The sequence below is a fragment of the Hymenobacter rubripertinctus genome (genome assembly GCF_003583925.1).
GTDB classification, from domain to species: domain Bacteria; phylum Bacteroidota; class Bacteroidia; order Cytophagales; family Hymenobacteraceae; genus Hymenobacter; species Hymenobacter rubripertinctus.
Window position 1 is genome coordinate 26,737 of the sequence record NZ_QYCN01000004.1, and the last position, 23,087, is coordinate 49,823.

Annotated in this window: 20 protein-coding genes; 10 read left to right on the plus strand and 10 right to left on the minus strand. The window is 63.7% G+C overall.

Annotation, left to right across the window (positions count from 1 at the left end):
• Position 1: 1 nt before the first annotated feature.
• The 6 genes from D0T11_RS03425 to D0T11_RS03450 all read right to left on the minus strand — a co-directional run bounded on the left by D0T11_RS03425 (position 2) and on the right by D0T11_RS03450 (position 4,571).
• The gene (locus D0T11_RS03425) at positions 2 to 679 is read right to left on the minus strand and encodes a CBS domain-containing protein (RefSeq protein WP_119654386.1); all 678 of its coding nucleotides are present in this window, start codon (positions 677 to 679) and stop codon (positions 2 to 4) included.
• A 140-nt stretch (positions 680 to 819) separates the two neighbouring features.
• On the minus strand, positions 820 to 1,596 hold the full coding sequence (locus D0T11_RS03430; RefSeq protein ID WP_119654387.1) for an alpha/beta fold hydrolase: 777 nt from the start codon (positions 1,594 to 1,596) through the stop codon (positions 820 to 822).
• A gap of 11 nt (positions 1,597 to 1,607) precedes the next feature.
• Positions 1,608 to 2,222: an anthranilate synthase component II gene (locus tag D0T11_RS03435; protein ID WP_119654388.1), complete on the minus strand. Its 615-nt coding sequence runs from the start codon at positions 2,220 to 2,222 to the stop codon at positions 1,608 to 1,610.
• A gap of 101 nt (positions 2,223 to 2,323) precedes the next feature.
• The gene (locus D0T11_RS03440) at positions 2,324 to 2,845 is read right to left on the minus strand and encodes a CvpA family protein (RefSeq protein WP_119654389.1); all 522 of its coding nucleotides are present in this window, start codon (positions 2,843 to 2,845) and stop codon (positions 2,324 to 2,326) included.
• 39 nt (positions 2,846 to 2,884) lie between these two features.
• Positions 2,885 to 3,349, minus strand: a complete 465-nt coding sequence (locus tag D0T11_RS03445; RefSeq protein WP_119654390.1) for a GatB/YqeY domain-containing protein — start codon at positions 3,347 to 3,349, stop codon at positions 2,885 to 2,887.
• A gap of 166 nt (positions 3,350 to 3,515) precedes the next feature.
• The gene (locus D0T11_RS03450; protein WP_119654391.1) at positions 3,516 to 4,571 is read right to left on the minus strand and encodes a hypothetical protein; all 1,056 of its coding nucleotides are present in this window, start codon (positions 4,569 to 4,571) and stop codon (positions 3,516 to 3,518) included.
• An 81-nt stretch (positions 4,572 to 4,652) separates the two neighbouring features.
• Here D0T11_RS03450 and D0T11_RS03455 point away from each other — a divergent pair, with 81 nt between their 5' ends.
• The 7 genes from D0T11_RS03455 (at position 4,653) to D0T11_RS03485 (ending at position 12,070) form a co-directional block, all read left to right on the plus strand.
• Positions 4,653 to 5,384, plus strand: coding sequence for a pyridoxine 5'-phosphate synthase (locus D0T11_RS03455; RefSeq protein ID WP_119654392.1), 732 nt, complete (start codon positions 4,653 to 4,655; stop codon positions 5,382 to 5,384).
• Positions 5,385 to 5,476: 92 nt separating this feature from the next.
• A complete protein-coding gene (gene mnmH / locus D0T11_RS03460) occupies positions 5,477 to 6,508 on the plus strand; it encodes a tRNA 2-selenouridine(34) synthase MnmH (RefSeq protein ID WP_119654393.1) in 1,032 nt (343 codons plus the stop codon).
• A 64-nt stretch (positions 6,509 to 6,572) separates the two neighbouring features.
• On the plus strand, positions 6,573 to 7,619 hold the full coding sequence (gene selD / locus D0T11_RS03465; protein WP_119654394.1) for a selenide, water dikinase SelD: 1,047 nt from the start codon (positions 6,573 to 6,575) through the stop codon (positions 7,617 to 7,619).
• A 76-nt stretch (positions 7,620 to 7,695) separates the two neighbouring features.
• The gene (locus D0T11_RS03470; RefSeq protein ID WP_119654395.1) at positions 7,696 to 8,289 is read left to right on the plus strand and encodes a hypothetical protein; all 594 of its coding nucleotides are present in this window, start codon (positions 7,696 to 7,698) and stop codon (positions 8,287 to 8,289) included.
• A gap of 171 nt (positions 8,290 to 8,460) precedes the next feature.
• Positions 8,461 to 10,359, plus strand: coding sequence for an ATP-binding protein (locus D0T11_RS03475; protein WP_119654396.1), 1,899 nt, complete (start codon positions 8,461 to 8,463; stop codon positions 10,357 to 10,359).
• 62 nt (positions 10,360 to 10,421) lie between these two features.
• Positions 10,422 to 11,201, plus strand: coding sequence for an alpha/beta fold hydrolase (locus tag D0T11_RS03480; protein WP_119654397.1), 780 nt, complete (start codon positions 10,422 to 10,424; stop codon positions 11,199 to 11,201).
• Between the two features lie 161 nt (positions 11,202 to 11,362).
• A complete protein-coding gene (locus D0T11_RS03485) occupies positions 11,363 to 12,070 on the plus strand; it encodes an SAM-dependent methyltransferase (RefSeq protein ID WP_119654398.1) in 708 nt (235 codons plus the stop codon).
• A gap of 78 nt (positions 12,071 to 12,148) precedes the next feature.
• On the opposite strand, the gene feoB is transcribed toward D0T11_RS03485, so the two are convergent.
• Together feoB and D0T11_RS03495 are read right to left on the minus strand one after the other, a co-directional pair.
• On the minus strand, positions 12,149 to 14,332 hold the full coding sequence (feoB, locus tag D0T11_RS03490; protein ID WP_119654399.1) for a ferrous iron transport protein B: 2,184 nt from the start codon (positions 14,330 to 14,332) through the stop codon (positions 12,149 to 12,151).
• A gap of 11 nt (positions 14,333 to 14,343) precedes the next feature.
• On the minus strand, positions 14,344 to 14,610 hold the full coding sequence (locus D0T11_RS03495; protein ID WP_119654400.1) for a FeoA family protein: 267 nt from the start codon (positions 14,608 to 14,610) through the stop codon (positions 14,344 to 14,346).
• Between the two features lie 221 nt (positions 14,611 to 14,831).
• Here D0T11_RS03495 and D0T11_RS03500 point away from each other — a divergent pair, with 221 nt between their 5' ends.
• Positions 14,832 to 15,728 (plus strand): carboxypeptidase-like regulatory domain-containing protein, encoded by an 897-nt coding sequence (locus D0T11_RS03500; protein ID WP_119654401.1) that lies wholly within the window; start codon positions 14,832 to 14,834, stop codon positions 15,726 to 15,728.
• A gap of 220 nt (positions 15,729 to 15,948) precedes the next feature.
• Here the strand turns inward: D0T11_RS03500 and D0T11_RS03505 are convergent, their stop codons facing one another.
• Both D0T11_RS03505 and D0T11_RS03510 read right to left on the minus strand, forming a co-directional pair.
• The gene (locus D0T11_RS03505) at positions 15,949 to 16,566 is read right to left on the minus strand and encodes an OmpA family protein (protein WP_119654402.1); all 618 of its coding nucleotides are present in this window, start codon (positions 16,564 to 16,566) and stop codon (positions 15,949 to 15,951) included.
• 75 nt (positions 16,567 to 16,641) lie between these two features.
• The gene (locus D0T11_RS03510) at positions 16,642 to 19,155 is read right to left on the minus strand and encodes a bifunctional UDP-N-acetylmuramoyl-tripeptide:D-alanyl-D-alanine ligase/alanine racemase (RefSeq protein ID WP_119654403.1); all 2,514 of its coding nucleotides are present in this window, start codon (positions 19,153 to 19,155) and stop codon (positions 16,642 to 16,644) included.
• Positions 19,156 to 19,390: 235 nt separating this feature from the next.
• On the opposite strand from D0T11_RS03510, the gene D0T11_RS03515 reads away from it, so the two are divergent.
• Together D0T11_RS03515 and D0T11_RS03520 are read left to right on the plus strand one after the other, a co-directional pair.
• A complete protein-coding gene (locus D0T11_RS03515; RefSeq protein ID WP_182888221.1) occupies positions 19,391 to 20,335 on the plus strand; it encodes an EamA family transporter in 945 nt (314 codons plus the stop codon).
• Positions 20,336 to 20,431: 96 nt separating this feature from the next.
• Positions 20,432 to 23,038 (plus strand): YfhO family protein, encoded by a 2,607-nt coding sequence (locus tag D0T11_RS03520; RefSeq protein ID WP_119654405.1) that lies wholly within the window; start codon positions 20,432 to 20,434, stop codon positions 23,036 to 23,038.
• Positions 23,039 to 23,087: the final 49 nt, after the last annotated feature.

The following is a 23,087-nucleotide window of genomic DNA, read 5'->3' on the forward strand; positions in this document are numbered from 1 at the left end:
CTCAGACGTTGAGGTAGCGCAGCAAGGCATCGTAGCGCTGCTGCTCGTCCTCGCTGGGCTCCCCGGCCCCGCTGAACTGGGCCGTGATGGAGTAGCCGAAGCGTTCCAGCGTGGCAATAATGCGGGCAATATTGGGCGTATTGAGCTTCAGGGTGAGCCGGATACGGTAGGGGTCGTGCTCATCCTGGGCCACGTGGGCGCTCATGATCTTGGCATTGTTCTCCTCCACGTAACGACTGATCTGGGTCAGGGAGTAGTCGCGCTCCTCCATGGCCAGCACAAGGATACCCTGCTGCCCCGAGGCAACGGGCACCCGCCCGAAGGCAGCCAGCGTATCGCTCACCGTTACCACCCCCAGGTACTCATGCTGGTCGTCGAGGACCGGCACGAGCTGGATTTTGTTCTGCACGGCCAGCTCGATGATGTTGTAGAAATGCTGGTCGTGCTGCACGTGCACGTCGGCGAAGCCCAGTTGCAGGCTGCCCAGCAGACCGTCGGTACCCTCCTGATCAATCAGATCCGATTCTGTTATCAGGCCGCGGTAGAGGCGGTTTTCGAGCACGGGCAGCTGGCCCACGTGGAATTCTTCCAGCCAGCGGGCAGCCTTCTCCATGGAGTCCGTGACCTTCAGCGGGGGGACCAGCTGATTCAGTAAATCTTCGGCGAGGATAGAATTCATCGGAGAACGGGCAGAAAGCGGAACGGGAAGCGAATGGCGGAGCCGTATAAGTCGTGGTTCCACCGAAAGTTTTACGCAGACAGGTAGTAGAGTAGCCGAACCGGGCGAATAGTTGCACCCGCTCCCGAGGGGCGTCGTCGCTAGGAAGCCACGAGTTCAGGGGTTTGAGCCAGAAACTGGCTCAGCAAGGCGTTGAACTCCCGGGGGCGCTCCATCATGGGAGCGTGCCCGCAATGGTCGAGGAAGCGGAGCTCGGAGTGGGGCAGCAGCCGGTGAAACTCGTGGGCCACCACCGGCGGGGTAATGGTATCGTTGAGGCCCCAGACCAGCAGCGTTGGCACCCGGATTTTGCCGAGTTCCTTGGCCAGGTTGTGGCGCTGGGCCGAACGGGCAATGCTGATAATGCGCAGGCATTTGGCATTGGAGTTCGTGACGCTGAAGACCTCATCGACCAGTTCCTTGGTAGCCATGGCCGGGTTGTAGAAGGTGTAGGCCACGCGCTCCTGCACAAAGCCGTAGTTACCCCGCTTGGGAAACGAGCCGCCCATGCCGTCCTCGAACAGGCCGCTGCTACCGGTGAGCACCAGCCGCGACACGCGGGTGGGATTCTGGAGCGTGTACACCAGCGCAATGTGGCCGCCCAGGGAGTTGCCCAGCACCGCACAGGGCTCCGACAAACCGATTTCAGCCATAAACTCCTCCACAAAGCTCACCAGCCCGGGCACTCCGGCCTTGAGCAGGGGCATCTCATAAATCGGGAGCAGCGGGATAATAACGCGGTAGCGGGGACTGAATTCGGCCACCACATCTTCCCAGTTGCTGAGGGCCCCGAACAGGCCATGCAACAGCAGGAGCACCTCACCGGTGCCTTCCTCTACGTATTGAAAATCGTTCTTCTCCTTGATCTGCAACGCCATCTTCGCTAAAACTAAACCGACCCCGAGGGAGCTACCGGGGCGGTGTATGCAATGATACAACTCTTGACCCAATTGCCGAGCAGCGCCAATCCGTGGGGCGTGAGCAGGGCTTCGGGGTGAAACTGGACCCCGTGCAGGGGCAGCGTCCGGTGGCGCAGGGCCATCAGCTCCGGGGCACGGCCATCGGTGGTAAAGGCCAGCGCCGCCAGCGCCGGCGGCAGCGGCCCCAGCACCAACGAATGGTAGCGCGTAACCGGCATACGGGCCGGCAAATTCTGCCACAGCACGTCTGGCACGGCCCAGGCTATTTCCGACACTTTGCCGTGCATGGGCCGCTGCCCGCGCCCGACTTCGGCCCCGAAAAACTGGCCCAGCGCCTGGTGCCCCAGGCATACGCCCAGCATGGGCACCCGGGCGTGAAACTCCCGGATAACGGCCAGCAGGTTGCCCGCCGCCGCCGGCGTGCCCGGCCCCGGTGAGAGCACCACGGCCTGGGGAGCCAGAGCCCGCAGCTCGGCCAGGGAGGCATTGTTGCGGCGCACCACTACCTCGCACCCCAGCTGCCGGAAGTAATCCTGCAGGTTGTAAGTGAACGAATCGAAGTTGTCGAGCAGCAGCAGACGCATGGGTTTCGTGCTTTGTGCCTAGTGGTTGGTGCTGGGGCAGGAAGGGGCAGGAATTTGATTGAACGACCTACGCACTATCCACAAAGCACGAAGCGCTACACTTAGAAAACCTCCCGTACCCGGGCCAGCAGGGTGCTGGCGAAGGGCAGCACGATACCCACGACACTGAGGGCCAGCGGCGTGGCCTGGCGCACGTAGGGCAACACCTGCGAATCGGCCACGAGGCGGGGCGAAATCAGCGGGAAGTCTGCCGATTCGAGGCCGTAGAGCAGCAGGCTCAGGCCCAGCACCCATTTAAGCAGCCCGCTGATGGCCCCGCCCAGATTGTCGAGAAAGCCCAGCGGCGTGAGGTGCACCGCCTTGCGGATGACACCGCTGAGCAGGTGCACGCCCCAGGCAATAACCGCGAAAACCAGCACAAACGACACCAGCGGCAGCATCCCGAAGGCCTGGCCCACGTAGTGGCGCACCAGCGGAACGGCATCATGGAACAGGGCCAGCCCACCCACCACGCCCAGCACGAAGGCCAGCAGCGTAGCCACCTCCACCACCAGCCCGCGCCGGTATCCCTGCACCGCCCCGACTCCCAGCAGAAACAGCAGGAAAATATCGAAAGTGGTCATGAGAAACTGGGTTGAGTGAAGCCCGGGGAAGTGGAAAACTTAGATATTGGTATTGTTGAGCAGGTTATTAACGGTCTGGGAAATCAGGCGGCCGTCGGCCAGGCCGGCCAGTTCGCGGGCCGCAACGCCCATCACCTTGCCCAGGTCCGACGGGCCGGTAGCGCCCACGCGCTGGATGATGTGGACCAGTTTTTCCACCAGATCGGCTTCCGTGAGTTGCTGAGGCAAATACTCCTCAATAATGGCCAGCTCGTTGAGCTCCACTTCTTCGAGGTCGGAGCGAAACTGTTTGTTGTAGGTTTCGGCGGCCTCCCGGCGCTGCTTGGCCTGCTTGGTCAGCAGCTTCATTTCGGCATCCGGAGCCAGGGCTGCGCCGTGCTGACCTTCGGCCGTTTCGGCCAGCAAAATCTGGGACTTAATGCTGCGCAGGGTGGTCAGGCGCAGCTTGTCCTTGGCCAGCATGGCTTTCTTGATATCGGCGTCGATGGTTTCTTTGAGAGACATAGGGCAGGGGGGAAAGGAGTTATTGGGCTGTTAGCTGTTAGCTGTTAGCTGTTAGCTGTTAGCTGTTAGCTGTTAGCTGTTAGCTGTTAGCTGTTAGCTGAAGGAACGAAAGCTAACAGCTCATGGGCAAAATCGAACGGCTGAAATTTATGCCGCAGGGGCAAAATTACGCCTTATTCCCGGATGCCGGGCCGCTGGCTACCGGGGCGTACTGCGCCAGCGACGCCTGGAAGACCTGCGGGTTATCAAGGTAGAGGGCCAGCCGCCGTACCTGCTGGGGGAACCCGTAGGGGCCGCGGGCCATGTGCGGCTCGTGCAGCGTGAGCAGCAGGTTGGGCGGAGTGAGCAGCAGCCGGGCCGCATTCACGAGGCCCGGCGCGGCGGGCGGCACGTCGGGAATGAGGACGCTGGCGGCCACGGCGGCGGCAGGCAGGCGCAGTTCCCACAAAAAACCCACCCGCACCACCAGCTCCCCGGCCTCGGTGAGGCGCACCGGCCGCAGCCGCACGGCCCGCAGGTGGGCCAGCAGCAGCAGCAGCCCGTAGGCGTGCAGGCCCGCCCCCACCAGCGCCGCGATGGGGCTCCAGCGCACCAGCAGCACATGCGCCACGCCCATTTCCACCACCGACAGCAACCCCACCGTGCCCAGGTAGGCCGTGAAGGCCGAGTCGCGGTAGGCGGTAAAGACCTGGTCGGCGGGGCGGATTTCGGGCCGGGCACGCCAGCTGAGCAGGGCGTAGTAGAACAGGCTGATTTCGCTCACCAACGGCGTGAGGGGCCGGCCGAAAACAGACTGAAAGGCAGTTTGCAGGTTGGCTACCACATCGGGGGTTTCCTCGGCCGCCACCCGGTAGGCCCGGCGCAGGCGGCGCAGATTCAGCAAAGCCAGCGTGAGCATGAGGGCCTCCACGGCCACCAGGCTGTGTTTGGCCCAGTGCACGTAGGTTTGCTGGGGCGGCGGCAGCAGCCAGAACGCCAGGGCCACGGCCGCCGTGAAGGCTGCCGCCACCGTGCTCACGGGCAGGCGGCAGGGCCGCACCACCAGCCAGTAGAACAGCCCCGGCAGTAGCACCAGCAGATCGAAGCTGACGGCGGCGGGCAGGGCGGGCCGGAAGGTAAAATCGGACCGCTGAATCACGAGGAATTCAGCCCCGACAAAGGCCACTAGCAGCAGGGCAAACCCGAGCAGCGGGCGGTAACGAACGAGCGGTGCGGCAGTCATCGGCTTCAACTTAAACGGCCCCGGGCTGTTCGGGCTGCGTATCTTTACGACACGTCCTTTCCCTTCAGCCCGCCCCCAGGTATGACGAAGCTTAGCGTAAACATAAATAAAATAGCCACCCTGCGGAACGCCCGCGGCCACAACCGCCCCAATTTGCTGCAAGCGGCCCGCGACATTGAGCGGTTCGGAGCCCAGGGCATTACGGTGCACCCCCGCCCCGATGAGCGCCACATCCGCTACCAGGACGTGCGCGACCTGAAAGCGGTGGTGAGCACGGAGCTCAACGTGGAGGGCAACCCGACGCCCGATTTCCTGGACCTCGTGCGCGAAGTGCGGCCCGAGCAGGTGACGCTGGTGCCCGACGCGCCCGACGCCATTACCTCCAACGCCGGCTGGAACACCGTGCAGCACCAGGACTACCTGCGCAGCATTGTGGCCGACCTGAAAAGCCTCGGCTGCCGCGTGAGCATTTTCCTCGACCCCGTGCCCGAGCTGGTACAGGCCGCCGCCACTACCGGCACCGACCGCATCGAGCTCTACACCGAAGACTACGCCCGCCACTACCACGCCGGCCCCGAAGCGGCCCTGCGCCCCTACCGCGAGGCGGCCGCAGTGGCCCGGCAGCTGGGCCTGGGCCTGAACGCCGGCCACGACCTCGACCTCGATAACCTGGCCTATATGCACCACAACTTACCCGGCTTGCAGGAAGTCAGCATCGGCCACGCCCTGGTCTGCGACGCGCTGTACCTGGGCCTGGAAAACACCGTGCAGCTGTACCGGCGCTGCCTTTCAGGACTTAAAAGTGAAAAGTGAAAAATGGACGTTCTACCAGCTTATTTTACTCTTCACCAATCATCCTGAAAAATCATTTTTCAGGATGAGCTTCTAATCTTTAATTCCTCAAAATGCCCCGTCTTTCCCTGCCTGATTTCCTGCAACACCCCGCCGACGTACCGATTCTGGATGTGCGCGCGCCGGTGGAATACGCGCAGGGGCACTTGCCGGGGGCGGTCAGCTTTCCGCTGTTTACGGATGAGGAGCGGGCGCGCATCGGCACCACCTACAAGCAGCAAAGCCCGGACAAAGCCGTGCTGCTGGGCCTCGATTTTTTCGGCCCGCGCATGAGCACCATGGTGAAAGCGGCCCGCAAGCTGGCCCCGCATAAGCGCGTGCGGGTGCACTGCTGGCGGGGCGGCATGCGCTCCGGGGCGGTATTGTGGCTGCTGGAGCTGGCGGGCTTCGAGGTGCAGCTGCTCGACCACGGCTACAAGGACTACCGCCGCTGGGCGCTGGCCGAATTCGACCAGCCCCGCCCGCTGTGGGTGCTGGGCGGCCTTACCGGCTCGGGCAAAACCGACGTACTGCACGCGCTGGCCGCCCAACAGCAGCCCATGCTGGATCTGGAAGGACTGGCCGCCCACAAGGGTTCGGCTTTCGGCAGCATCGGCCAGCCCGAGCAGCCTACTCAAGAGCAGTTCGAGAACGAGCTGGCCCTGCTGATGGCCGCTTCGCCCACCGAAACGCCCGTTTGGATCGAGGACGAAAGCCGGAGCATCGGGCGCATCTCGGTGCCGGGCGGACTGTTCGAGCAGATGCGGACGGCCCCGTTGGTGGTGCTGGAGATTCCGCGCCAGGTGCGGGTGCGCAAGCTGGCCGACGAGTACGGCCGCGAAGACCCGGCCGCGCTGGCCGCTTCCATTCTGCGCATCCGCAAGCGCCTGGGCGGCTTGGCTACCACCGAAGCGCTAACCGCCATCGGCAACGCCGACATGGAAAAAATGGTGAGCCTCGTGCTCGATTACTACGATAAAACCTATTCCCACGGCCTCGAAGACCGGCCGTTCGTATCCGTTCCTTCCGACACCTGCGACCCGGCCGTGAATGCCGAGCTGGTGCTGCGGGCGGCGCGCAAAGCATTTTCCGCCGCCGTACGTTGAACCGCTCCGCGAACCTCCGCGCCTACCTCCGCGCTCCTCTGCGGGAACCCTCACTCCGAACAAGATGAACGAAACCGACCAAATCCGCCTCACCCAATACAGCCACGGCGCGGGCTGCGGCTGCAAAATCGCGCCCAAGGTGCTCGACCAGATTCTGCACACCAGCCTGCCCCAGCCCACTCACGACAAGCTGCTGGTGGGCAACGCCTCCCGCGACGATGCGGCCGTGTACGACATTGGCGGCGGACAGGCCATCATCAGCACCACCGACTTTTTCATGCCCATCGTGGACGACGCCTACGATTTCGGGCGTATTGCCTCAGCCAACGCCATTTCCGACGTGTACGCCATGGGCGGGCGGCCCGTGATGGCCATTGCCGTGCTGGGCTGGCCCATTGATAAACTCTCGCCCGAAGTGGCCCGCCGCGTGATTGAGGGCAGCCGCAGCATCTGCGCCGAGGCGGGCATTCCGCTGGCCGGCGGCCACAGCATCGACTCGCCGGAGCCCATTTTCGGGCTGGCCGTTACGGGGCTGCTCGACATCAAGAACCTCAAGCAGAACGACACCGCCACCGCCGGCTGCGAGCTGTACCTGACCAAACCCCTGGGCGTGGGTATGCTGACGACGGCCCAGAAAAAGGGTATTCTGCGCCCCGAAGACGAGCAGCTGGCCCCCCGGAGCATGATGATGCTGAATAAAATCGGGACGGAACTCGGTCCCTTGGCCGCCGTGCGGGCCATGACCGACGTAACGGGTTTCGGGCTGCTGGGTCACCTCTCAGAAGTGTGTGAGGGCAGCAACCTGACCGCCGAAATCGAATTCGGCAGAGTGCCGCTTATTCCGGAAGCCGCGCCTTACTACGCCCAGAAGTCGATTCCCGGCGGCACGGTGCGCAACTGGGACTCCTACGGCCACAAAATAGGGCCGGTAACCGACGAGCAGCGCGCCTGGCTCTGCGACCCGCAGACCTCCGGCGGTTTGCTCGTGTGCGTAGACCCCGCCGGCCGTGCGGCCGTGCGGGCCGTGTTCGAGCAGCACGGCCTGGCCCTGGAGCCCTTCGGCACGCTGCGGGCGCACGCGGCCGACGAGCCCTGGATTCTGGTTCGCTAACGCATTTTCTTAACCGACCCCGTGACAGGCGGCGGACCCGGCAGCACAGCCAGGCCCGCCGCCTTCTTTTGTGCCCATGAAGCTTCTCTCCTTTCTGCGCCCCTTGCTGGAGGCCGCCGCCCTGGTGGCCGCCGTCGTGCTGGGCCTACGGCTGCTTACCGGCCTGTTTAGCCGCAAAACCTACGTGTACCGGCTGGCCTTCGGGCGGCAACTGCGGCTGCTGTTCTGGCCGCTGCTGTGCCTGGGCGTGGGCCTGCCGTTTCTGGGCGCGTTCTTCTACGCCGGCACGCTGGCGGTGCACGAGCAGCTGCTGCTCACGGCGCTGGCGGCCGTGATACTGGGGTTTTCGGCCCCCGCTTTTTTCCTGCATCTGCGCTACTACGCCCGCAACCTGCACACCACATTGGTTTTCGACCCGAAACAGAACCGGCTGGAAGTGTATGAGCAGGGCCACCACTTTCCGTTCGGCAAGCGCGACCTGGCCCGGGTTGAGCGCGTAACCTGCGCCTCAGACCGCTTATTCTGGAGCTCCTACAGTTATCTGCGCCTGCATCTGCGCAGTGGCGAAGTCCTGCTGCTGACTTCGTTGCTGACTGATCTGGAACCGGTGGCGGAATTTCTGCGCAATACGCCCCTGGAGCAGCGCCGTGAATGGTTCTGCTGGGCATGAGCCTCATCCATCAATGAAGCATCCAGATCAACCAACTATTTCACTCGTTTAACCGCCCGAACAACCCGATTAATACCAGTTGGCAAATCCTATATTTACTGGTTACACTTTCGTCCGACTGTGTCCCGTTACGGCGCGACATTTGGCAGGCCTCATATCCACTTATTGCCGATGCGGGGCTTCGTTTTCTTTCTGGTGTTGCTGGGCAGTTTGCTGGGCATTGAGGCGGCCGGGGCCGTTTCGGTGCCGGAACTGCTTCGGCAGCTCCAGACCCAGCCCCGCGACACTGGCCGCGTCCGGCGGCTGAATGCCCTCTGCTACGAGCTGCACGATAATGCCCCGGCCCAGGCGCTGCCCTACGGGGAGCAAAGCGTGGATCTGGCCCGCCAGCTACAGGACCGCACCGGTCTGCTCCAGGCCCTGCTGACGCTGGCCAGCTGTTACGCCAACCTGGCCGATAGCCCTTACGCGCTGCGCCTGCAACAGGAAGCCCTGCTCCTGGCCCGACAGCTGCGCTCCAATGATGGCCTGGTGCGCAGCTACGCGGGCATGGGCGGCGTGTACCACGAACGCAACGATACGGTGGCCGCCCTGCGCCACTACCGCCAGGCCCTGGCCTTGGCGTATCAGCCCGGAGTGCAAACCCGCACCCAGCTCCTGCTGTTCGGCAACCTGGGCAATCTGTATTTCTACATAGGCAACCAAAGCCAGGGCCTGCTCTTCACCCGGCGCGCCTTGCAGCTGGCCCGCCGCAACGGGGATGTGGTCGGCGAATCGCTGTACCTGGCCGACCTGGGCTCTTTCTATATGCGCATGAACCAGCTCAGTACGGCGGAAGGGTTGCTGCGTAAAGCCGTGAGCCTGGTAAAGCCGCTGCAAAATCAGCGCTTTGAGGCGGGCCACCTCGAGTTGCTGGCCACCACCCTGCTGCTGCGCAATGAGCTGGATGAGGCAGAAGAACTGACCCGGCGGGCCCTGTGGCTGTCGCGCCGCATTGGCTACAAGGAGCGGGTGCTGGATGCGTACAATCTGCTGGCCGAAATCAGCGCCAGCCGCCAGCAGTTTGAGCAGGCGTACTCCTGGCAAAGCATGTTCCGGGAGCTGAACGACAGCCTCAACAACCGCGCCCGCCTGCAAACCCTCATGGCCCTGCAAACCCGCTACGAAACGGCCGACAAGGAGCAGCAGATTCGCCGGCTTACCGACCGGGAGGGTGTGATGCAGGAACACAATCGGACCCTGCTGGGCGGTATTGCGGCGCTGCTGCTGGGCCTGGGCGGCATGGCGTTCCTCTACACCAAGCTGCGCCGCAGCCGGCAGGCGCTGGCCAGCAACCACGAGGCCCTGGGCGAGGCCACCCAGAAGCTGCGGCAGCTGGCCGCTTCTAAAGACCGGCTCTATGCCATCGTAGCCCACGATTTACGAGGACCCGTCACCTCGTTTGCCAGCGTGACGGAGTTGATTGGGTTTTACCTTAAACAAGGCGACGAAGCCGGACTGCGCCGCCTGCCGGAGCTGGTCCGGCAGGCGGCGCAGCAACTCAACCACCTGCTCGACAACCTGCTGAACTGGGCCGTGAGCCAGACCGGGGAGCTGGCCTTTATCCCCCAGAACCTGCGGCTAGCAGACCTCTGCGACGAAATCGTTCACCTCCACGCCAACGCCGCCGAGGCCAAGCAGATTACGCTCGACCTCATTTGCCCCCCTACCCTGACTGCCTGGGCCGATGAACACATGACCTTGACGGTACTGCGCAACTTGCTGGGCAACGCGCTCAAGTTCACGCCCGTTGGGGGCACCATCCGGCTGCTGGCGGAGCCGACGGCGGGCAATATGATTGCCCTCAGCGTAGAAGACAACGGCCAGGGTATGGCACCCGCCCAGATTGCGGCCCTGCTTTCTTCGGAAGCACCGCCGTTGCGGGGGCCTCGCTCTGGCACCGGCCTGGGCCTGCTCCTGTGCCGGGCCTTTGTCAGCCGCCAATCCGGTACTATCAGCATCGAGAGCACGCCTGCGCACGGTACCACCGTGCGCGTGTGCCTGCCCGCCGCTACAGTGAGTAGTGAGTAGTGAGTAGTGAGGCAATACGGAAGCCAGCGGCTCCGGCGGCCTTTCGTTACTTTTGCCCTACTATGCTGCAATTACACTTCCGCGAACTGGGGCAGGGTGCTCCGCTGGTTATTCTGCACGGCCTGTTTGGTACCCTTGATAACTGGCAGACGCTGGCCCGGCGCTGGGCCGAGGCCGGCCACCGCGTTATTTCGGCCGATCTGCGCAACCACGGCCGCTCGCCCCACTCGCCCGAGCACACCTACGCGGCCATGGCCGAAGACGTACTGGGCCTGTTCAACCAGCTTGGTCTGGGGCCTGATACCACGCTACTCGGCCACAGCATGGGCGGCAAAGCCGCCATGCGCTTCGCCCTCGACTACCCTGGGCGCCTGGGCAAGCTCATCGTGGTTGATATTGCACCCCGGGCCTCCGATATGCGCCATCAGGATGCGATTCTGGATGGCCTGAACGCCGTGGATTTCACGCGCTGCGACGGCCGGCAGGCCGCCGACGAGGCGCTGGCCCGCCATATTTCCAGCTTCGGGGTGCGGCAGTTCCTGCTCAAAAACCTGTACCGCCAAGACGATAACTCGTTTGCCTGGCGCATCAACCTGCCGGTGCTCACGGCCGAAATGCCGGCCATCGGCGTCGAAATCATAGGCACCCAACCCTTCCTCAAGCCCGCCCTGTTCATCAACGGCGGCCTGTCCGACTACATCGATGCGGAAGACAAGCTGCACGGCATCCCGGCCCTGTTCCCCAACTCGCAGGTAGCCACCATCCTCGATGCCGGCCACTGGGTACACTCCGAAAAGCCCGACGAGGTTTTCGGGCTGGTGCAGGCCTTCGTGGGGCAGTAAGGGGCGGTAAATTCTGTCATTCTGAACGAAGCAAAGGACCTTGCAACACCGGTCAGCCAAGTGGTTCAAGGTCCTTCGCTTCGCTCAGCAGGACAGGGCCACACTAGTTTCCCCGCCCACTCCCTCATGCACCGAGTCACTCATTCCCTCATTCGTACCCCATGTCCGGCACGCTTTACCTGATTCCTACCATTCTGGCCGACGATACGGAGGCGCAGACGCTGCCGCCCCAGGTGGCGGCGCGGGTGGCGGTCCTCTCGTACTTTCTGGTCGAAAACGCCCGTACGGCCCGGCGCTTCATCAAGCGGGTGGCCCCGGAGCACGTCATCGAGCAGCTGAAAATCAGCGTGATTGACAAGGACAGCACCGAGGCCCAGGTGCAGGCGGCCCTGCAACCCGTGCTGAGTGGCCAGGATGCGGGCGTGATTTCGGAGGCCGGCTGCCCCGGCATTGCCGATCCGGGAGCCGAATTAGCCCGTCGCGCCCACCAGCTGGGCATCCGGGTGGTGCCGCTGGTGGGGCCGTCGTCGCTGCTGCTGGCCCTGATGGCCTCGGGCATGAACGGGCAGAGCTTCGCGTTTCACGGCTATTTGCCCATTGAGCGCGGCCCCCGGCTGGCGGCCCTCAAGAAGCTGGAGCAGCAGGCGTTGCAACTGCACCAGACCCAGCTGTTCATCGAAACGCCCTACCGCAACCTGCCGTTGCTGGAAGATTTGCTCGCCGGCCTGCACCCCGGCACCCGCCTGTGCGTGGCGGCCAGCCTCACGGCCGAAAACGAGTTCATCGTCACCGACACCGTGGCCGGCTGGAAAAAGCGCCCCCGCCCCGACATCCACAAGCAGCCCGCCGTCTTCCTGATCGGGCAGTAGGGGCGGGGCTTGTCCCCGCCCGCCACTCAACGATTTACACGTCGTCCGTTCAACGGCGGGCGGGAGCAAGCCCCGCCCCTATTTCATGAACTGGTACACGGCCAGCGAGGCGAAATAGGCCAGGCCGGTCATGTAAACGAGCTGGAGGATGGGCCATTTCCAGCCCTTGGTTTCGCGGTAGGTGGCGGCCAGCGTGCTCATGCACTGCATGGCGAATACGTAGAACACGAGCAGCGAGAAGGCCCGCGCCGGCGTGAAGAAGGGCTGGCCATAAATGTCCTTCTCGGCGGCCAGCTTCTGCTGCACCGTCAGCTCGTCGGCGCCCTGGCCCACACTGTAAATCGTGCTCATCGTGCCCACGAACACCTCCCGGGCGGCGAAGGAAGTTATCAGCGAGATGCCGATTTTCCAGTCGAAGCCCAACGGACGGATGGCCGGCTCCAGCACGTGGCCGAACACGCCGGCGTAGGAGTTTTCGAGGCGTTCGGAAGCCACCCGGGCCTCGGTTTGTTCGGGGCTCAGGTTCTGGGCGGCGGCGGCAGTGCGGGCCTGGGTTTCCACGCGCTCCAGGCGGCCGGGCGGGCCGTAGGTGGCCAGCACCCACAGGATGATGGAGATGGCCAGAATCACCTTACCGGCCTGAAAAACGAAGGCTTTCACTTTCTCCAGAATAGTCAGGCCCACGTTTTTCCAGCGCGGCCAGCGGTACACCGGAAACTCCATGATGAAGTAGCTCCGCTCCCGGGTCTTGAGCAGCAGTTTCATGGCCCAGGCCGAGAGAATGGCCGCAAAAAAGCCCAGCAGATACAGCCCCATCAGGGCAAAGCCGCGCAGGTTGAACAAACCCAGCACCGGCTCGTCGGGCACTACCAAGCCAATGAGCACGGTATACACCGGAATCCGGGCCGAGCACGACATGAGCGGGGTCACGAAGATGGTGATGAGCCGGTCTTTGCGATTTTCGATGGTGCGGGCGCTCATGATGGCCGGCACGGCGCAGGCCACGCCCGAAATCAGGGGCACAATGCTCTTGCCATTGAGCCCGAAGCGCCGCATAATGCGGTCCATCATGAACGTGACGCGGGCCATGTAGCCGGTTTCCTCGAGCACCGCAATAAAGGCAAAGAGCAAGGCAATCTGGGGAATGAAAATCAGCACCCCGCCCAAACCCGCCAGCACGCCCTCGGTGAGCAGATTAATCAGCGGGCCGTCGAAATTGGTCTGGATCAGACTATTGATCCAGGCCACGCCCTGGTCGATGAGCTCCATGGGGTAGCTGGCCCAGGCAAAAACGGCCTGGAACATCATGAACAGCACCCCAAAGAAAATAGCGTAGCCCCAGATGCGGTGGGTGAGCACCTTGTCGAGGCGGTTGCTGTAGGGCTCGTTTTTTTCGGTGCGCGTTACGGTCACGCAGTTCAGCAGCACCTCGTTGATGCGGCCGTAGCGGGCAATGGTTTCCTGGGCCTGGCGGGCGGTGGGCCGGAAATCGTACTGCTCGGTCAGTTCCTGCACGTAGGCCCGCTCGTCGGGCGTCAGGAAGCTGATGTGGCGGTACTGGTGGGCGTAGTGCAGCGCCAGGTAGTCGTTGTGCAGGTTGAAGTAGTAGCGGATCTGCCGGATCATGGGCAGCAGCTCTTCCTCGGGCTCGTAAAAACCCACCGTGGGCGCGCCGAGCGTCTGGGCCATCAGGATTTTGAGGGCCGCGATGCCCACGCCCTTGCGGGCGTTCATGGGCACCACGGGCACGCCCAGCTCCTGCTGCAGCGCGGCCACATCAATGTGCACGCCGTGCTGGTCGGCCGTGTCCATCATGTTGAGGGCCAAGATGGTGGGCAGGCCCATGTCGGCCAGCTGGCTGAACAGCAGCAGGTTGCGGCGCAGGTTGCTGGCGTCCACCGTTACCACCACAAAATCGGGGTATTGGGCGCTGGTCTGGTCGTAGAACAGGTCGGTAATCACCTTCTCGTCGAGGCTCTTGGGGTAGAGCGAGTAGGTGCCGGGCAGGTCGATGATTTCGGCCCGCAGCTGGGGCGTGAGCTGACTAATACCCGATTTGCGGTCCACCGTCACGCCCGGAAAATTGCCCACTTTCTGGTTGAGGCCCGTGAGCTGGTTGAACAGCGACGACTTGCCCGAGTTGGGGTTGCCCACCAGCGCAATGCGCGTAAGCGGGCCGGGGTGGCGCAGGGCGGCCGCTTCCAGCCGGCTGGCCGATCTGGCTGCCCCGGCCCGGCCCGTTATTGCTGGCTCACCGTTCATCGACGCGGAAATTACTTCAGAAGAATCGTGGCCGCCTCGCTTACCCGCAGCGAAAGGGTGTAGTCGGCCATATCGCCCACCACCAGCGTGATGGGGCAGCCCAGCGGGGCGCGGCTGTTAAGGCGGACCTGGGTGCCGGGGATGCAGCCCATCTCCAGCAGCTTCAGCGCCATCTCGGGGTCTTCGAGGCAACAAATCGTGCCCGACTCGCCCAGATGGAGGTCTTTTACGCTGCGGCGGTCGGCTGGCGAAGAGGCTAGAGAGAGACGGTCAGACACAGGCGGGAGGGCTATTTAGATTCACTACAAACAAAGGTACCACCCTTTTATGTTTCGGCCAAAACCGGCCTGTTCTTACCCGGCTCCTCTGGCTGGGTTCTAAGTAGCTGAGCTATAATTATTCCGAAGACGAATTGCACTACTATAAATATTCTGAGCAACCTTGCGTTTGATGCTCCTTTTCCTCGTAATTTTGACTGATAACACTAGTCTGACTACCTATGGTCCAACGCGTACTTTCCTTCCTTTTTCTGGCCCTGGCTTTGCCACTGCTGAGCGTTGCTCAGGACGCCAAAATGACCGGCCGCATCGTCGATGATAAGACGAAGGAACCTATTCCGTTCGCTTCTATCGGCCTCAAGGGCGAACAGACCGGTGCCCTTACCAACGAGTATGGGTTCTTCCAGATGGCTATGCCCCAGAAGAACCCCGAGGATTCGCTCATCATCATGGCCCTGGGCTACTTCCGCAAGGCAGTACTGGTCAAGCCCGGGCTCAAGGTGCAGGACATGATTATTGAGGTGCCCAAGCGCGCCATTGCTCTGGGGGAGGTAAAAGTTCAGGGGGGCAAGGTGAAGGATCTGGCGTTGGGCTCCAAGTCGAATACCCCCGGTGAAGGCATGATTCAGGGCATGCCCGGCAGTCAGTACGCCTTCTTCGTGAAAAACGATAAGGGCAAGAACCTGGGCAATGTGCGCTCCGTGTCGTTCTACATCGGCGAAAACGGTTTCCCCCGGGAGCCGTTCCGCGTCCGCCTCTACAAGGCCGACGGCAACTACAACTCACCCAACACCGACCTGCTGACCGAGAACATCGTGGTATCGGCCCCGAAGGGCGGCGAGTGGTACACCATCGACCTGACGGAATACAACATCGAAGCGCCCAAAGAAGGCTTCTTCGTGGCCATGGAGTGGATTGTGAGCGGCGACAACTTCTACACCACCAACTTCATGGACAACTACACGCCCTACGGCCAGATCCTGCGTCCGACCTTCGAATTCAAGGAAGCCCGGACCTGGAACTACACCATGGGCCGGGGCTGGAGCCTGATCACGCTCGCCAACAACGGCATGCGCTACAACGCCATGATCCGGGCCGAGGTCGACCAGATCAAATAAATCACAGATGGTGCAGATGCTACAGATGAAAAGGATTCGTTTCTAAGCAGATTCGTTTTTTTAAGTGAAGCAATACATCAGCCCATAAAAAAGCAGCCTGTTTCTGTTTCCGAACAGGCTGCTTTTTTATGGGCTGATGCGCTATGAAGTAGCTGTATGAAATTTAGTTAAGCCTTACGTCTGCACCCTTTTCATCTGCAGCATCTGCACCATCTGTGATTTATTTGAGCACGGCGATTTCGACGCGGCGGTTTTGCTGGCGGCCGGCGGGCGTGGCGTTGGTGGCCACGGGGTTCTTCTCACCCATCGACTCAATGCTGATCATATCAGCCTGCATCATGCCGTTGCTAATCATCCAGTCTTTCACAGCGGTTGCCCGCTCACGGGCCAGGTCCATATTATAGTCCTTCGAGCCACGCGCGTCGGCGAAGCCCAGCACGCGCACCTGCTTGCCGCGGTAGCGCCGGGCAATGGAGGCACTGATTTCCGACAGCGCCCGGGTAGCCGAGGGCTTGATAACGGCTTTATCGGTATCGAACAAGACTTCCTCATCAATGCCGTAGATATTCAGCCGCTCACCTTCCCGCACCGTAATTTCGGGCAGGTCGATTTCTTCCAGCTTGGTATCGGCAAAATTGTCTTTGGTTACGTCGAAGGCGTCCTCGGTGGCGTTGGCGGCCGAGTTAACCAGGCCCTCGGCCGAGCGGCCGTTGTCGAATACCACGGCCGTGTCGGCAGTGGCTTCCCCGGCTTCATTCTTTTCAGAAGGATTTTTGAGGTCGGAGCACGAGGCCAGCAGTGCAACAGCCGCCAGGGCAGGAAGGAATATCTTTTTCATAAGGAAGGGAGAGTTGGGTGAGGTTTCGCTTACGGTGGCAGCGACCAGATGTTTTGCGAAGCTCCTGGCAGTCGGCTACTCGGCCACGAATACCCGCTTCACCCGCTCACTCACATTGGTCAGCAACTCGTAGGAAATAGTACCGATGCGGGCGGCCAGGTCCGTGAGGGTCAGCCCGGCTCCGAATACAACAGCTCCGTCGCCCGCCTGGGCACCGGCAATGTGCGTGACGTCAACCATGCACATATCCATGCACACGCTGCCCACCACCGGGGCGCGCTGCCCCCGGATGAGCACCTCCCCCACCCCGTTGCCGAAGCGCCGGTCGTAGCCGTCGGCGTACCCGATGGCCAGCGTGGCGATGCGCCGGTCGTGGGCGGTGGCTTCGCCCCGGCGGCCGTAGCCCACGGTGTGGCCGGCGGGCAGGGTTTTCACCTGGGAAATGGTGGTGCGCAGGGTGCTCACGGGCCGCAGGGCATCGGGCTCCTGCCCGCTGGCGTCTACCCCGTAGAGGCCGATGCCGAGGCGCACCATGTCAGGCTGAGCCTGTGGGAAGCGCACAATGCCGGCCGTATTGAGGGCGTGCTTGAGGATGGGGTAGCCCAGGGCCCATTCCAGCAGGGGCGTCATGCGGGCGAAGGCGGCCAGCTGGCCCCGCGAAAAGGCGTCGTGGCCGGCTTCGTCGGCGCTGGCCAGGTGGGTAAGGGCGCTGGCCACGCGCAGGTGGGCGGCGTTGGCGTGCAGCAACGCCCCCAACTCGGGCACGTCTTCCTCCCCGAAGCCCAGGCGGCGCATGCCGGTATCGAGCTTGAGGTGAACGGGCGGCATGGCGGCGCGGCGGGCGGCGGCCAGGTAGTCGTGGAGGCGCTCGAAGGAGTAGATTTCCGGCTCCAGGTGGTACTGGCGCAGCACCTCGAAGGAGTCGGGGGCCGGGTTCATCACCATAATGGGCAGGCTGATGCCGTGCTGGCGCAGGTCCACGCCCTCGTCGGCGTAGGCCACGGCCAGGTAATCGACGCGGTGAAACTGGAGCAGGTTGGCTACTTCGGCCGAGCCGCTGCCGTAGGCGAAGGCCTTCACCATCACCATCAGCTTCACGCCGGGCAGCAGGCGGCGGCGGTAAAAGTTGAGGTTGTGCACCAGCGCATCCAGGTTCACTTCCAGCACCGTGCCGTGAATTTTCTGCTGAAATGCCGCCACAATCCGCTCGAAGCCGTAGCGGCGGGCTCCCTTCACCAGCAGCAGCTCCTGGCGGAACTGCTCGGGCCGGAAAGCTGCCAGGAAAGCTTCCGTATCGGGATAGAACGCCGTTTCCAGCCCCGCGAATACGTCCTGGTGGCCGCTGATTTCGGGGCCGATGCCGATCAGGCGGACCACGCCGGCGGCGGGCAGCAGGGCCGCCACCCGGGCGTAGAGCTCGGCCCCGCCCAGGCCCGATTCGAGCACGTCGGAGAGGATGAGGGTGCGGCGCAGGCGGCGGGTCTGACGGGCCAGGGCATCGAGGGCGAGGCGCAGACCGGCCAGGTCGTTGTTGTAGGTGTCGTCGAGGACGTAGCAGTCGTGTAGGGCCTGTTTCATTTCCAGGCGCATGGCCACGGGCTGGAGCCGGTCGAGGCGGCGCTGGATTTCGGCGGGCTCCACCTGCCGCCAGAGTAGCACCACGAGACCGTGGAGGGCGTTTTCCACCGAGGGCGCATCGGCAAACGGCAGGGTGAAGGTGTATTCCTCGGGTTGCGGATGGGCCTGCTCCACGCGCACCACGGTGCGGTCGGCGGAGGCTTCTTCGCCCCGCACGAGCCAGTGGGCCTCGCCGGCGGCGTAGCGGCGGGTTTCGCGGGTCCAGGCTGCCAGGCGGGTCCGCGCGGGGCGGAGCTGACGGCAGGCGGCGGCGTGAATCAGGGCGTGGTCGGCGCAGTAGAACAGGGTGTCCACTTCCTCGAAGAGCCGCATTTTCTCCGCCACCTTTTCTTCGGGGGAGGCAAACCCGGCGTCGTGGGCGGTGCCCAGGTTGGTAAACAGGCCCAGCGTGGGCTGAATGACGCGGGCCAGACGGGCCATTTCGCCGGGCTCCGAAATGCCAGCCTCAAAAATGCCGAGCGTGTGCTGAGCGGTGAGCTCCCACACGCTCAGGGGCACGCCCACCTGGGAATTATAGGAGCGTGGGCTCTTGCAAATCAGCTCATCGGGGCTCAACAGTTGGGCCAGCCACTCCTTCACGATGGTTTTGCCATTCGAGCCCGTGATGCCGAACACGGGCAGCTTGAACCGCTGCCGGTGGTGGGCCGCCAGCGTTTGCAGGGCCGCCAGCGCCTCGGGCACCACCACGAACCCCGCCGCCGGGTAAGCCGCGAGGCCGCCGGGCAGCTCCGCCCCGGCTTCCACCACAAACTGCCGCACCCCGGCCCGGTACAGCTCGGGCAGATAGCGGTGACCGTCGTGCTGAGGGCCGCGCAACGCAAAAAACAGGCTGTCGGCCGGCGTTTCGATGCGGCGGCTGTCCAGCAGCAGGCGCTGGATGGGCGGGGCGGCGGCCGGGAGTTGCAGCAGGGAGCCCCCGGTGAGGGCGGGCAGGTCGGGGAACTGAAGCATGGGCAAAGGTAGCGCGGGTTGGTGGTTGGTGGTTGGTGGTTGTTAGGAGAAGAACTGTCATCCTGAGCGAAGCGAAGGACCTTATTACGCTGGAATGGCCGTACCAACGACTCGTGCTCACGTGACAAGGTCCTTCGCTTCGCTCAGGATGACAGTTCTTCTCCCAACCAAGCAACCAACCAACCAACCCACCACCAACCCACCACCAACCCGCCCCGCGCTACCTTTGCGGCCCATGAAACTTTCGCGTCATCATCTGGCGGCCCTGGCAGCCTTCGTCATCTGGGGGTTCTTCCCGATTCCGCTGCGCTGGCTGGCCGGGTACGCCAGCGGCCAGATTCTGCTGTTCCGGGTGCTGATTTCCCTGCTGCTGCTGCTGCTGCTGCTCCTGCACGCGGTAGCCCGGCGGGCTACCGTGCGGGCAGCCTGGGCTAAATGGCGCGCCGCCCCCCGCCCCGAACGGCGGCAGGTGGTGCTCTGGACGCTGCTGGGCGGGGTGCTGCTGACCGCCAACTGGCTGCTGTTCATCTACGTGGTGAACCAGGTGAGCGTGCAGGCGGGCTCGTTCGCCTACCTCATCTGCCCCATCCTCACGGCCCTGCTGGGCTTCGTGGTGCTAGGCGAAAAGCTGCGGCCCAACCAGTGGCTGGCCATCGGGCTGAGCGCGCTGAGCTGCACGCTGCTGGGTTCCGGCGGCGGCCGGGCGCTGGTGCTGAGCCTGGTAGTAGCCTTCACCTACGCCGCCTACCTCATCAGCCAGCGCCGCCTCCAGGGCTACGACCGGCTGGTGCTCCTGACCGTGCAACTCACCCTGGCGGCCCTGCTGATTGTGCCGCTGGCCGGCCGCCTGGGCGCCCAGCCCCTGGCCGGGCTGCACGATGCCCGCCTGCTGGCCGTAGCGGCCCTGCTGAGCGTGGCTTTTACGGTGGTACCGCTGTTTCTGAACCTGTACGCCCTCAACGCCCTGCCCTCGGGCACGGTGGGCATCTTCATGTACATCAACCCGCTGCTGAGCTTTTTGCTGGCCTTTCTGTACTTCGGGGAACGCGCTACCGGGATGCAGCTCACGGCCTACGGACTGATTTTCCTCTCGATTGGCCTCTATAATTTCCGGCCGGCGCGGCCGCAACTGCCGGGGCCGGTGGGCGGCGTGGGCGAGCCGCCCACCGCGCTTAGTTGATTCGGGCGACGCAACAGGCAACATTATCTTACCTTCGGGGCTCCCCGGCGGCGGTTTTCCGGCCTCCGGAACCCAATCCGACTTTCAATAAGCCGAATGACCACTTCTCCCCGTCAGGCCGCTGCGCCGCTGTGGCGGCGGGTGCTGCCGCACCTGCTGGCCGTGTTGTTTTTCCTGGTGCTGGCCGCCGTGTACTTCTCGCCCATCCTGTTCGATGGCAAAACCCTGGCCCAGCACGACATCGTGCAGTTCAACGGCGGAGCCCACGAGGCCGCCCAGCTGCGCGAAGCCACCGGCGAGGAGGCGCTCTGGACCAACTCCATGTTCTCGGGCATGCCCACCTACCTGATCAGTACCCGCTTCCCCGGCGACCTGAGCCAGTACCTGCACAAGCTGTTCACCATCGGGCTGCCGGCGGTGGTGGCCAATCTGTTTCTGGCCCTGGTCTGCGGCTACGCCCTGTGCGTGGCCCTGGGCCTTTCGCCGCTGGTGAGCGTGGTAGGGGCGGTGGCCCTGGGCTTCACGAGCTATAACCTGATTATTCTGGCGGCCGGCCACAACACCAAAAGCCTGGCCCTGGCCTACGCGCCGCTGGTGCTGGCGGGTTTGCTGGTGGCGTTCCGGCGCAACAAATGGCTGGGGGCCGCCCTGTTTGCCCTGGGCCTGACGATGAACGTGCGCTCCAACCACCTCCAGATAACCTATTACCTGCTGCTGCTGGTGCTGGTGTTTGGGGTGGTGGAGCTGGTGTTTGCGGTCCGCGAGAAGCGTTTGCCCGACTTTTTCACCCGCACGGCCCTGCTGGGCGTGGCCGCGTTGCTGGCGGTGGGCGTGAGCTTCGGCCGCCTTTACACTACCCTCGAATACAGCAAGTACAGTATCCGGGGCAAGTCGGAGCTGAAAACGCCGGCCCCGGCGGCTCCCGGCCAGGTCCAGGACCCGGTGGAGGAAGGCTCCGGCCTCAACCGCGAGTACGCCTTCAGCTACAGCTACGGCATCGGCGAAACGGCCACCCTGCTCGTACCCAACTTCTACGGCGGTGCTTCGCAGATGAAGCTGAGCGACAACTCGGAAACGGCCAAGGCCCTCACGGCCGCCGGCGTGCCCCCCGCCCAGCTCTCCGATTACCTGGCCCAGATGCCCACGTATTGGGGCGACCAGCCCATTACCAGCGGGCCGGTGTACGTGGGCGCGGTGGTGTTCCTGCTCTTCGTGCTGGGCCTGCTGGTGGCCGACCGCCGCACCCGCATCTGGCTGCTGACGGGCACGCTGCTCTCCATCGTGCTGGCCTGGGGCAAGAACTTCGACACATTTAACTACCTGGTGTTCGACTATTTCCCGGGCTACAACAAGTTCCGGGCGGTGAGCATGGCCCTCGTCATTGCCCAGCTGGCTATGCCGGTGCTGGCGGTACTGGCCCTGGCCCGCGTGCTGCGCGGCCGCCCCGGCCAGCCTGGCGAGCCGGCCACCGCCGTCAGCACCCACCCGAGCCTGGCCGCCCTGACCGGCCGGCCCGCCGATACCGTGGACACGGCTTACCTCAAAAAGCAGTTGCTCCGGGCTCTGGCGGCTACGGCCGGATTGTGCGCGCTGGCTTTCCTGGCGGGTTTGGTAGCCGATTTCGCCGCGCCCATTGATGCCCAGCTGCAACAGCAGGGCTTCCCGCTGGATGCACTGCGGGCCGACCGTGCCTCGATGCTCCGCTCCGACGTGTTCCGGTCGTTGCTGTTCGTGGCCCTGGCGGCCGGGGTGCTGTGGTTCTTCTTGCAGCGCAAGCTCTCGGCCGGCATGGCCGCCGCGCTGGTGGGCCTGCTCACGCTCGTGGATTTGTGGGGCGTGGATAAGCGCTACCTCAACGATGGCAACTTCCAGCAGGAAACCGTGGCCGAGCAGTTCGTAGCCTCCCCCGCCGACCAGCAGATTTTGCAGGACAAGGACCTGAGCTACCGGGTGCTGAACCTGCAAAACCCCTTCAACGAAGCCCAGACCTCTTATTTCCACAAGAGCATTGGCGGCTACCACGGCGCCAAGCTGCGCCGCTACCAGGATCTGATTGAGCGGCAGATGTCGCCCCAGCTCCAGCGCATCTACTCCGAGAGCCGGCCCGATGCGGCCCCGGTGCTCAACATGCTCAATACCCGCTACCTCATCACGCCGGCCTCGGAAAAGCAGCCCCAGCAGGCCGTGCGCAACCCCGGTGCCCTGGGCAACGCCTGGTACGTGGCCCGGGTGCAGCCCGTGCAGAACCCCGACGAGGAAATCAAGGCTGTCGGCACCCTCGACCCCGCCACGACGGCCGTGGTGGACGTGGCCAAGTTCCCGCTGCCCCAGACCGAGTACGGCACTGAGGGCTCCACCATCGCCCTCACCAAGTACTCGCCCAACGCCCTCACCTACCGCACCACGGCGGCTCAGGCAGGCCTGGTGGTGTTCTCGGAAATCTATTACGCCGACGGCTGGCAGGCATTTATCGACGGGAAAGAGGCACCCCATCTGCGGGCCGACTACGTGCTGCGGGCCTTGCAGGTGCCGGCCGGCAGCCACACCATCGAGTTCAAGTTTGAGCCCGCCCAGTATGCCCTCGGCAACACGGTTTCGCTGGTGTCGTCCGTCCTGCTGGTGGTGGCTTTGCTGGCGGGCCTTTACTACGCCTACCGCCACCGCCCCGAGCCCCACACCATTTCCGATACCCTGCTGGCCTGAGACTGTCATTCCGACGAAGGAGGAATCTGGGGCAGACTGTGAATAGCAT

What these genes read in the sequence shown, in the direction of transcription:
- D0T11_RS03425 (WP_119654386.1), bottom strand. Translation starts at nt 679, where the DNA reads ATGAATTCTATCCTCGCCGAAGATTTACTGAATCAGCTGGTCCCCCCG.
- D0T11_RS03430 (WP_119654387.1), bottom strand. Translation starts at nt 1,596, where the DNA reads ATGGCGTTGCAGATCAAGGAGAAGAACGATTTTCAATACGTAGAGGAA.
- D0T11_RS03435 (WP_119654388.1), bottom strand. Translation starts at nt 2,222, where the DNA reads ATGCGTCTGCTGCTGCTCGACAACTTCGATTCGTTCACTTACAACCTG.
- D0T11_RS03440 (WP_119654389.1), bottom strand. Translation starts at nt 2,845, where the DNA reads ATGACCACTTTCGATATTTTCCTGCTGTTTCTGCTGGGAGTCGGGGCG.
- D0T11_RS03445 (WP_119654390.1), bottom strand. Translation starts at nt 3,349, where the DNA reads ATGTCTCTCAAAGAAACCATCGACGCCGATATCAAGAAAGCCATGCTG.
- D0T11_RS03450 (WP_119654391.1), bottom strand. Translation starts at nt 4,571, where the DNA reads ATGACTGCCGCACCGCTCGTTCGTTACCGCCCGCTGCTCGGGTTTGCC.
- D0T11_RS03455 (WP_119654392.1), top strand. Translation starts at nt 4,653, where the DNA reads ATGACGAAGCTTAGCGTAAACATAAATAAAATAGCCACCCTGCGGAAC.
- mnmH (WP_119654393.1), top strand. Translation starts at nt 5,477, where the DNA reads ATGCCCCGTCTTTCCCTGCCTGATTTCCTGCAACACCCCGCCGACGTA.
- selD (WP_119654394.1), top strand. Translation starts at nt 6,573, where the DNA reads ATGAACGAAACCGACCAAATCCGCCTCACCCAATACAGCCACGGCGCG.
- D0T11_RS03470 (WP_119654395.1), top strand. Translation starts at nt 7,696, where the DNA reads ATGAAGCTTCTCTCCTTTCTGCGCCCCTTGCTGGAGGCCGCCGCCCTG.
- D0T11_RS03475 (WP_119654396.1), top strand. Translation starts at nt 8,461, where the DNA reads ATGCGGGGCTTCGTTTTCTTTCTGGTGTTGCTGGGCAGTTTGCTGGGC.
- D0T11_RS03480 (WP_119654397.1), top strand. Translation starts at nt 10,422, where the DNA reads ATGCTGCAATTACACTTCCGCGAACTGGGGCAGGGTGCTCCGCTGGTT.
- D0T11_RS03485 (WP_119654398.1), top strand. Translation starts at nt 11,363, where the DNA reads ATGTCCGGCACGCTTTACCTGATTCCTACCATTCTGGCCGACGATACG.
- feoB (WP_119654399.1), bottom strand. Translation starts at nt 14,332, where the DNA reads ATGAACGGTGAGCCAGCAATAACGGGCCGGGCCGGGGCAGCCAGATCG.
- D0T11_RS03500 (WP_119654401.1), top strand. Translation starts at nt 14,832, where the DNA reads ATGGTCCAACGCGTACTTTCCTTCCTTTTTCTGGCCCTGGCTTTGCCA.
- D0T11_RS03505 (WP_119654402.1), bottom strand. Translation starts at nt 16,566, where the DNA reads ATGAAAAAGATATTCCTTCCTGCCCTGGCGGCTGTTGCACTGCTGGCC.
- D0T11_RS03510 (WP_119654403.1), bottom strand. Translation starts at nt 19,155, where the DNA reads ATGCTTCAGTTCCCCGACCTGCCCGCCCTCACCGGGGGCTCCCTGCTG.
- D0T11_RS03515 (WP_182888221.1), top strand. Translation starts at nt 19,391, where the DNA reads ATGAAACTTTCGCGTCATCATCTGGCGGCCCTGGCAGCCTTCGTCATC.
- D0T11_RS03520 (WP_119654405.1), top strand. Translation starts at nt 20,432, where the DNA reads ATGACCACTTCTCCCCGTCAGGCCGCTGCGCCGCTGTGGCGGCGGGTG.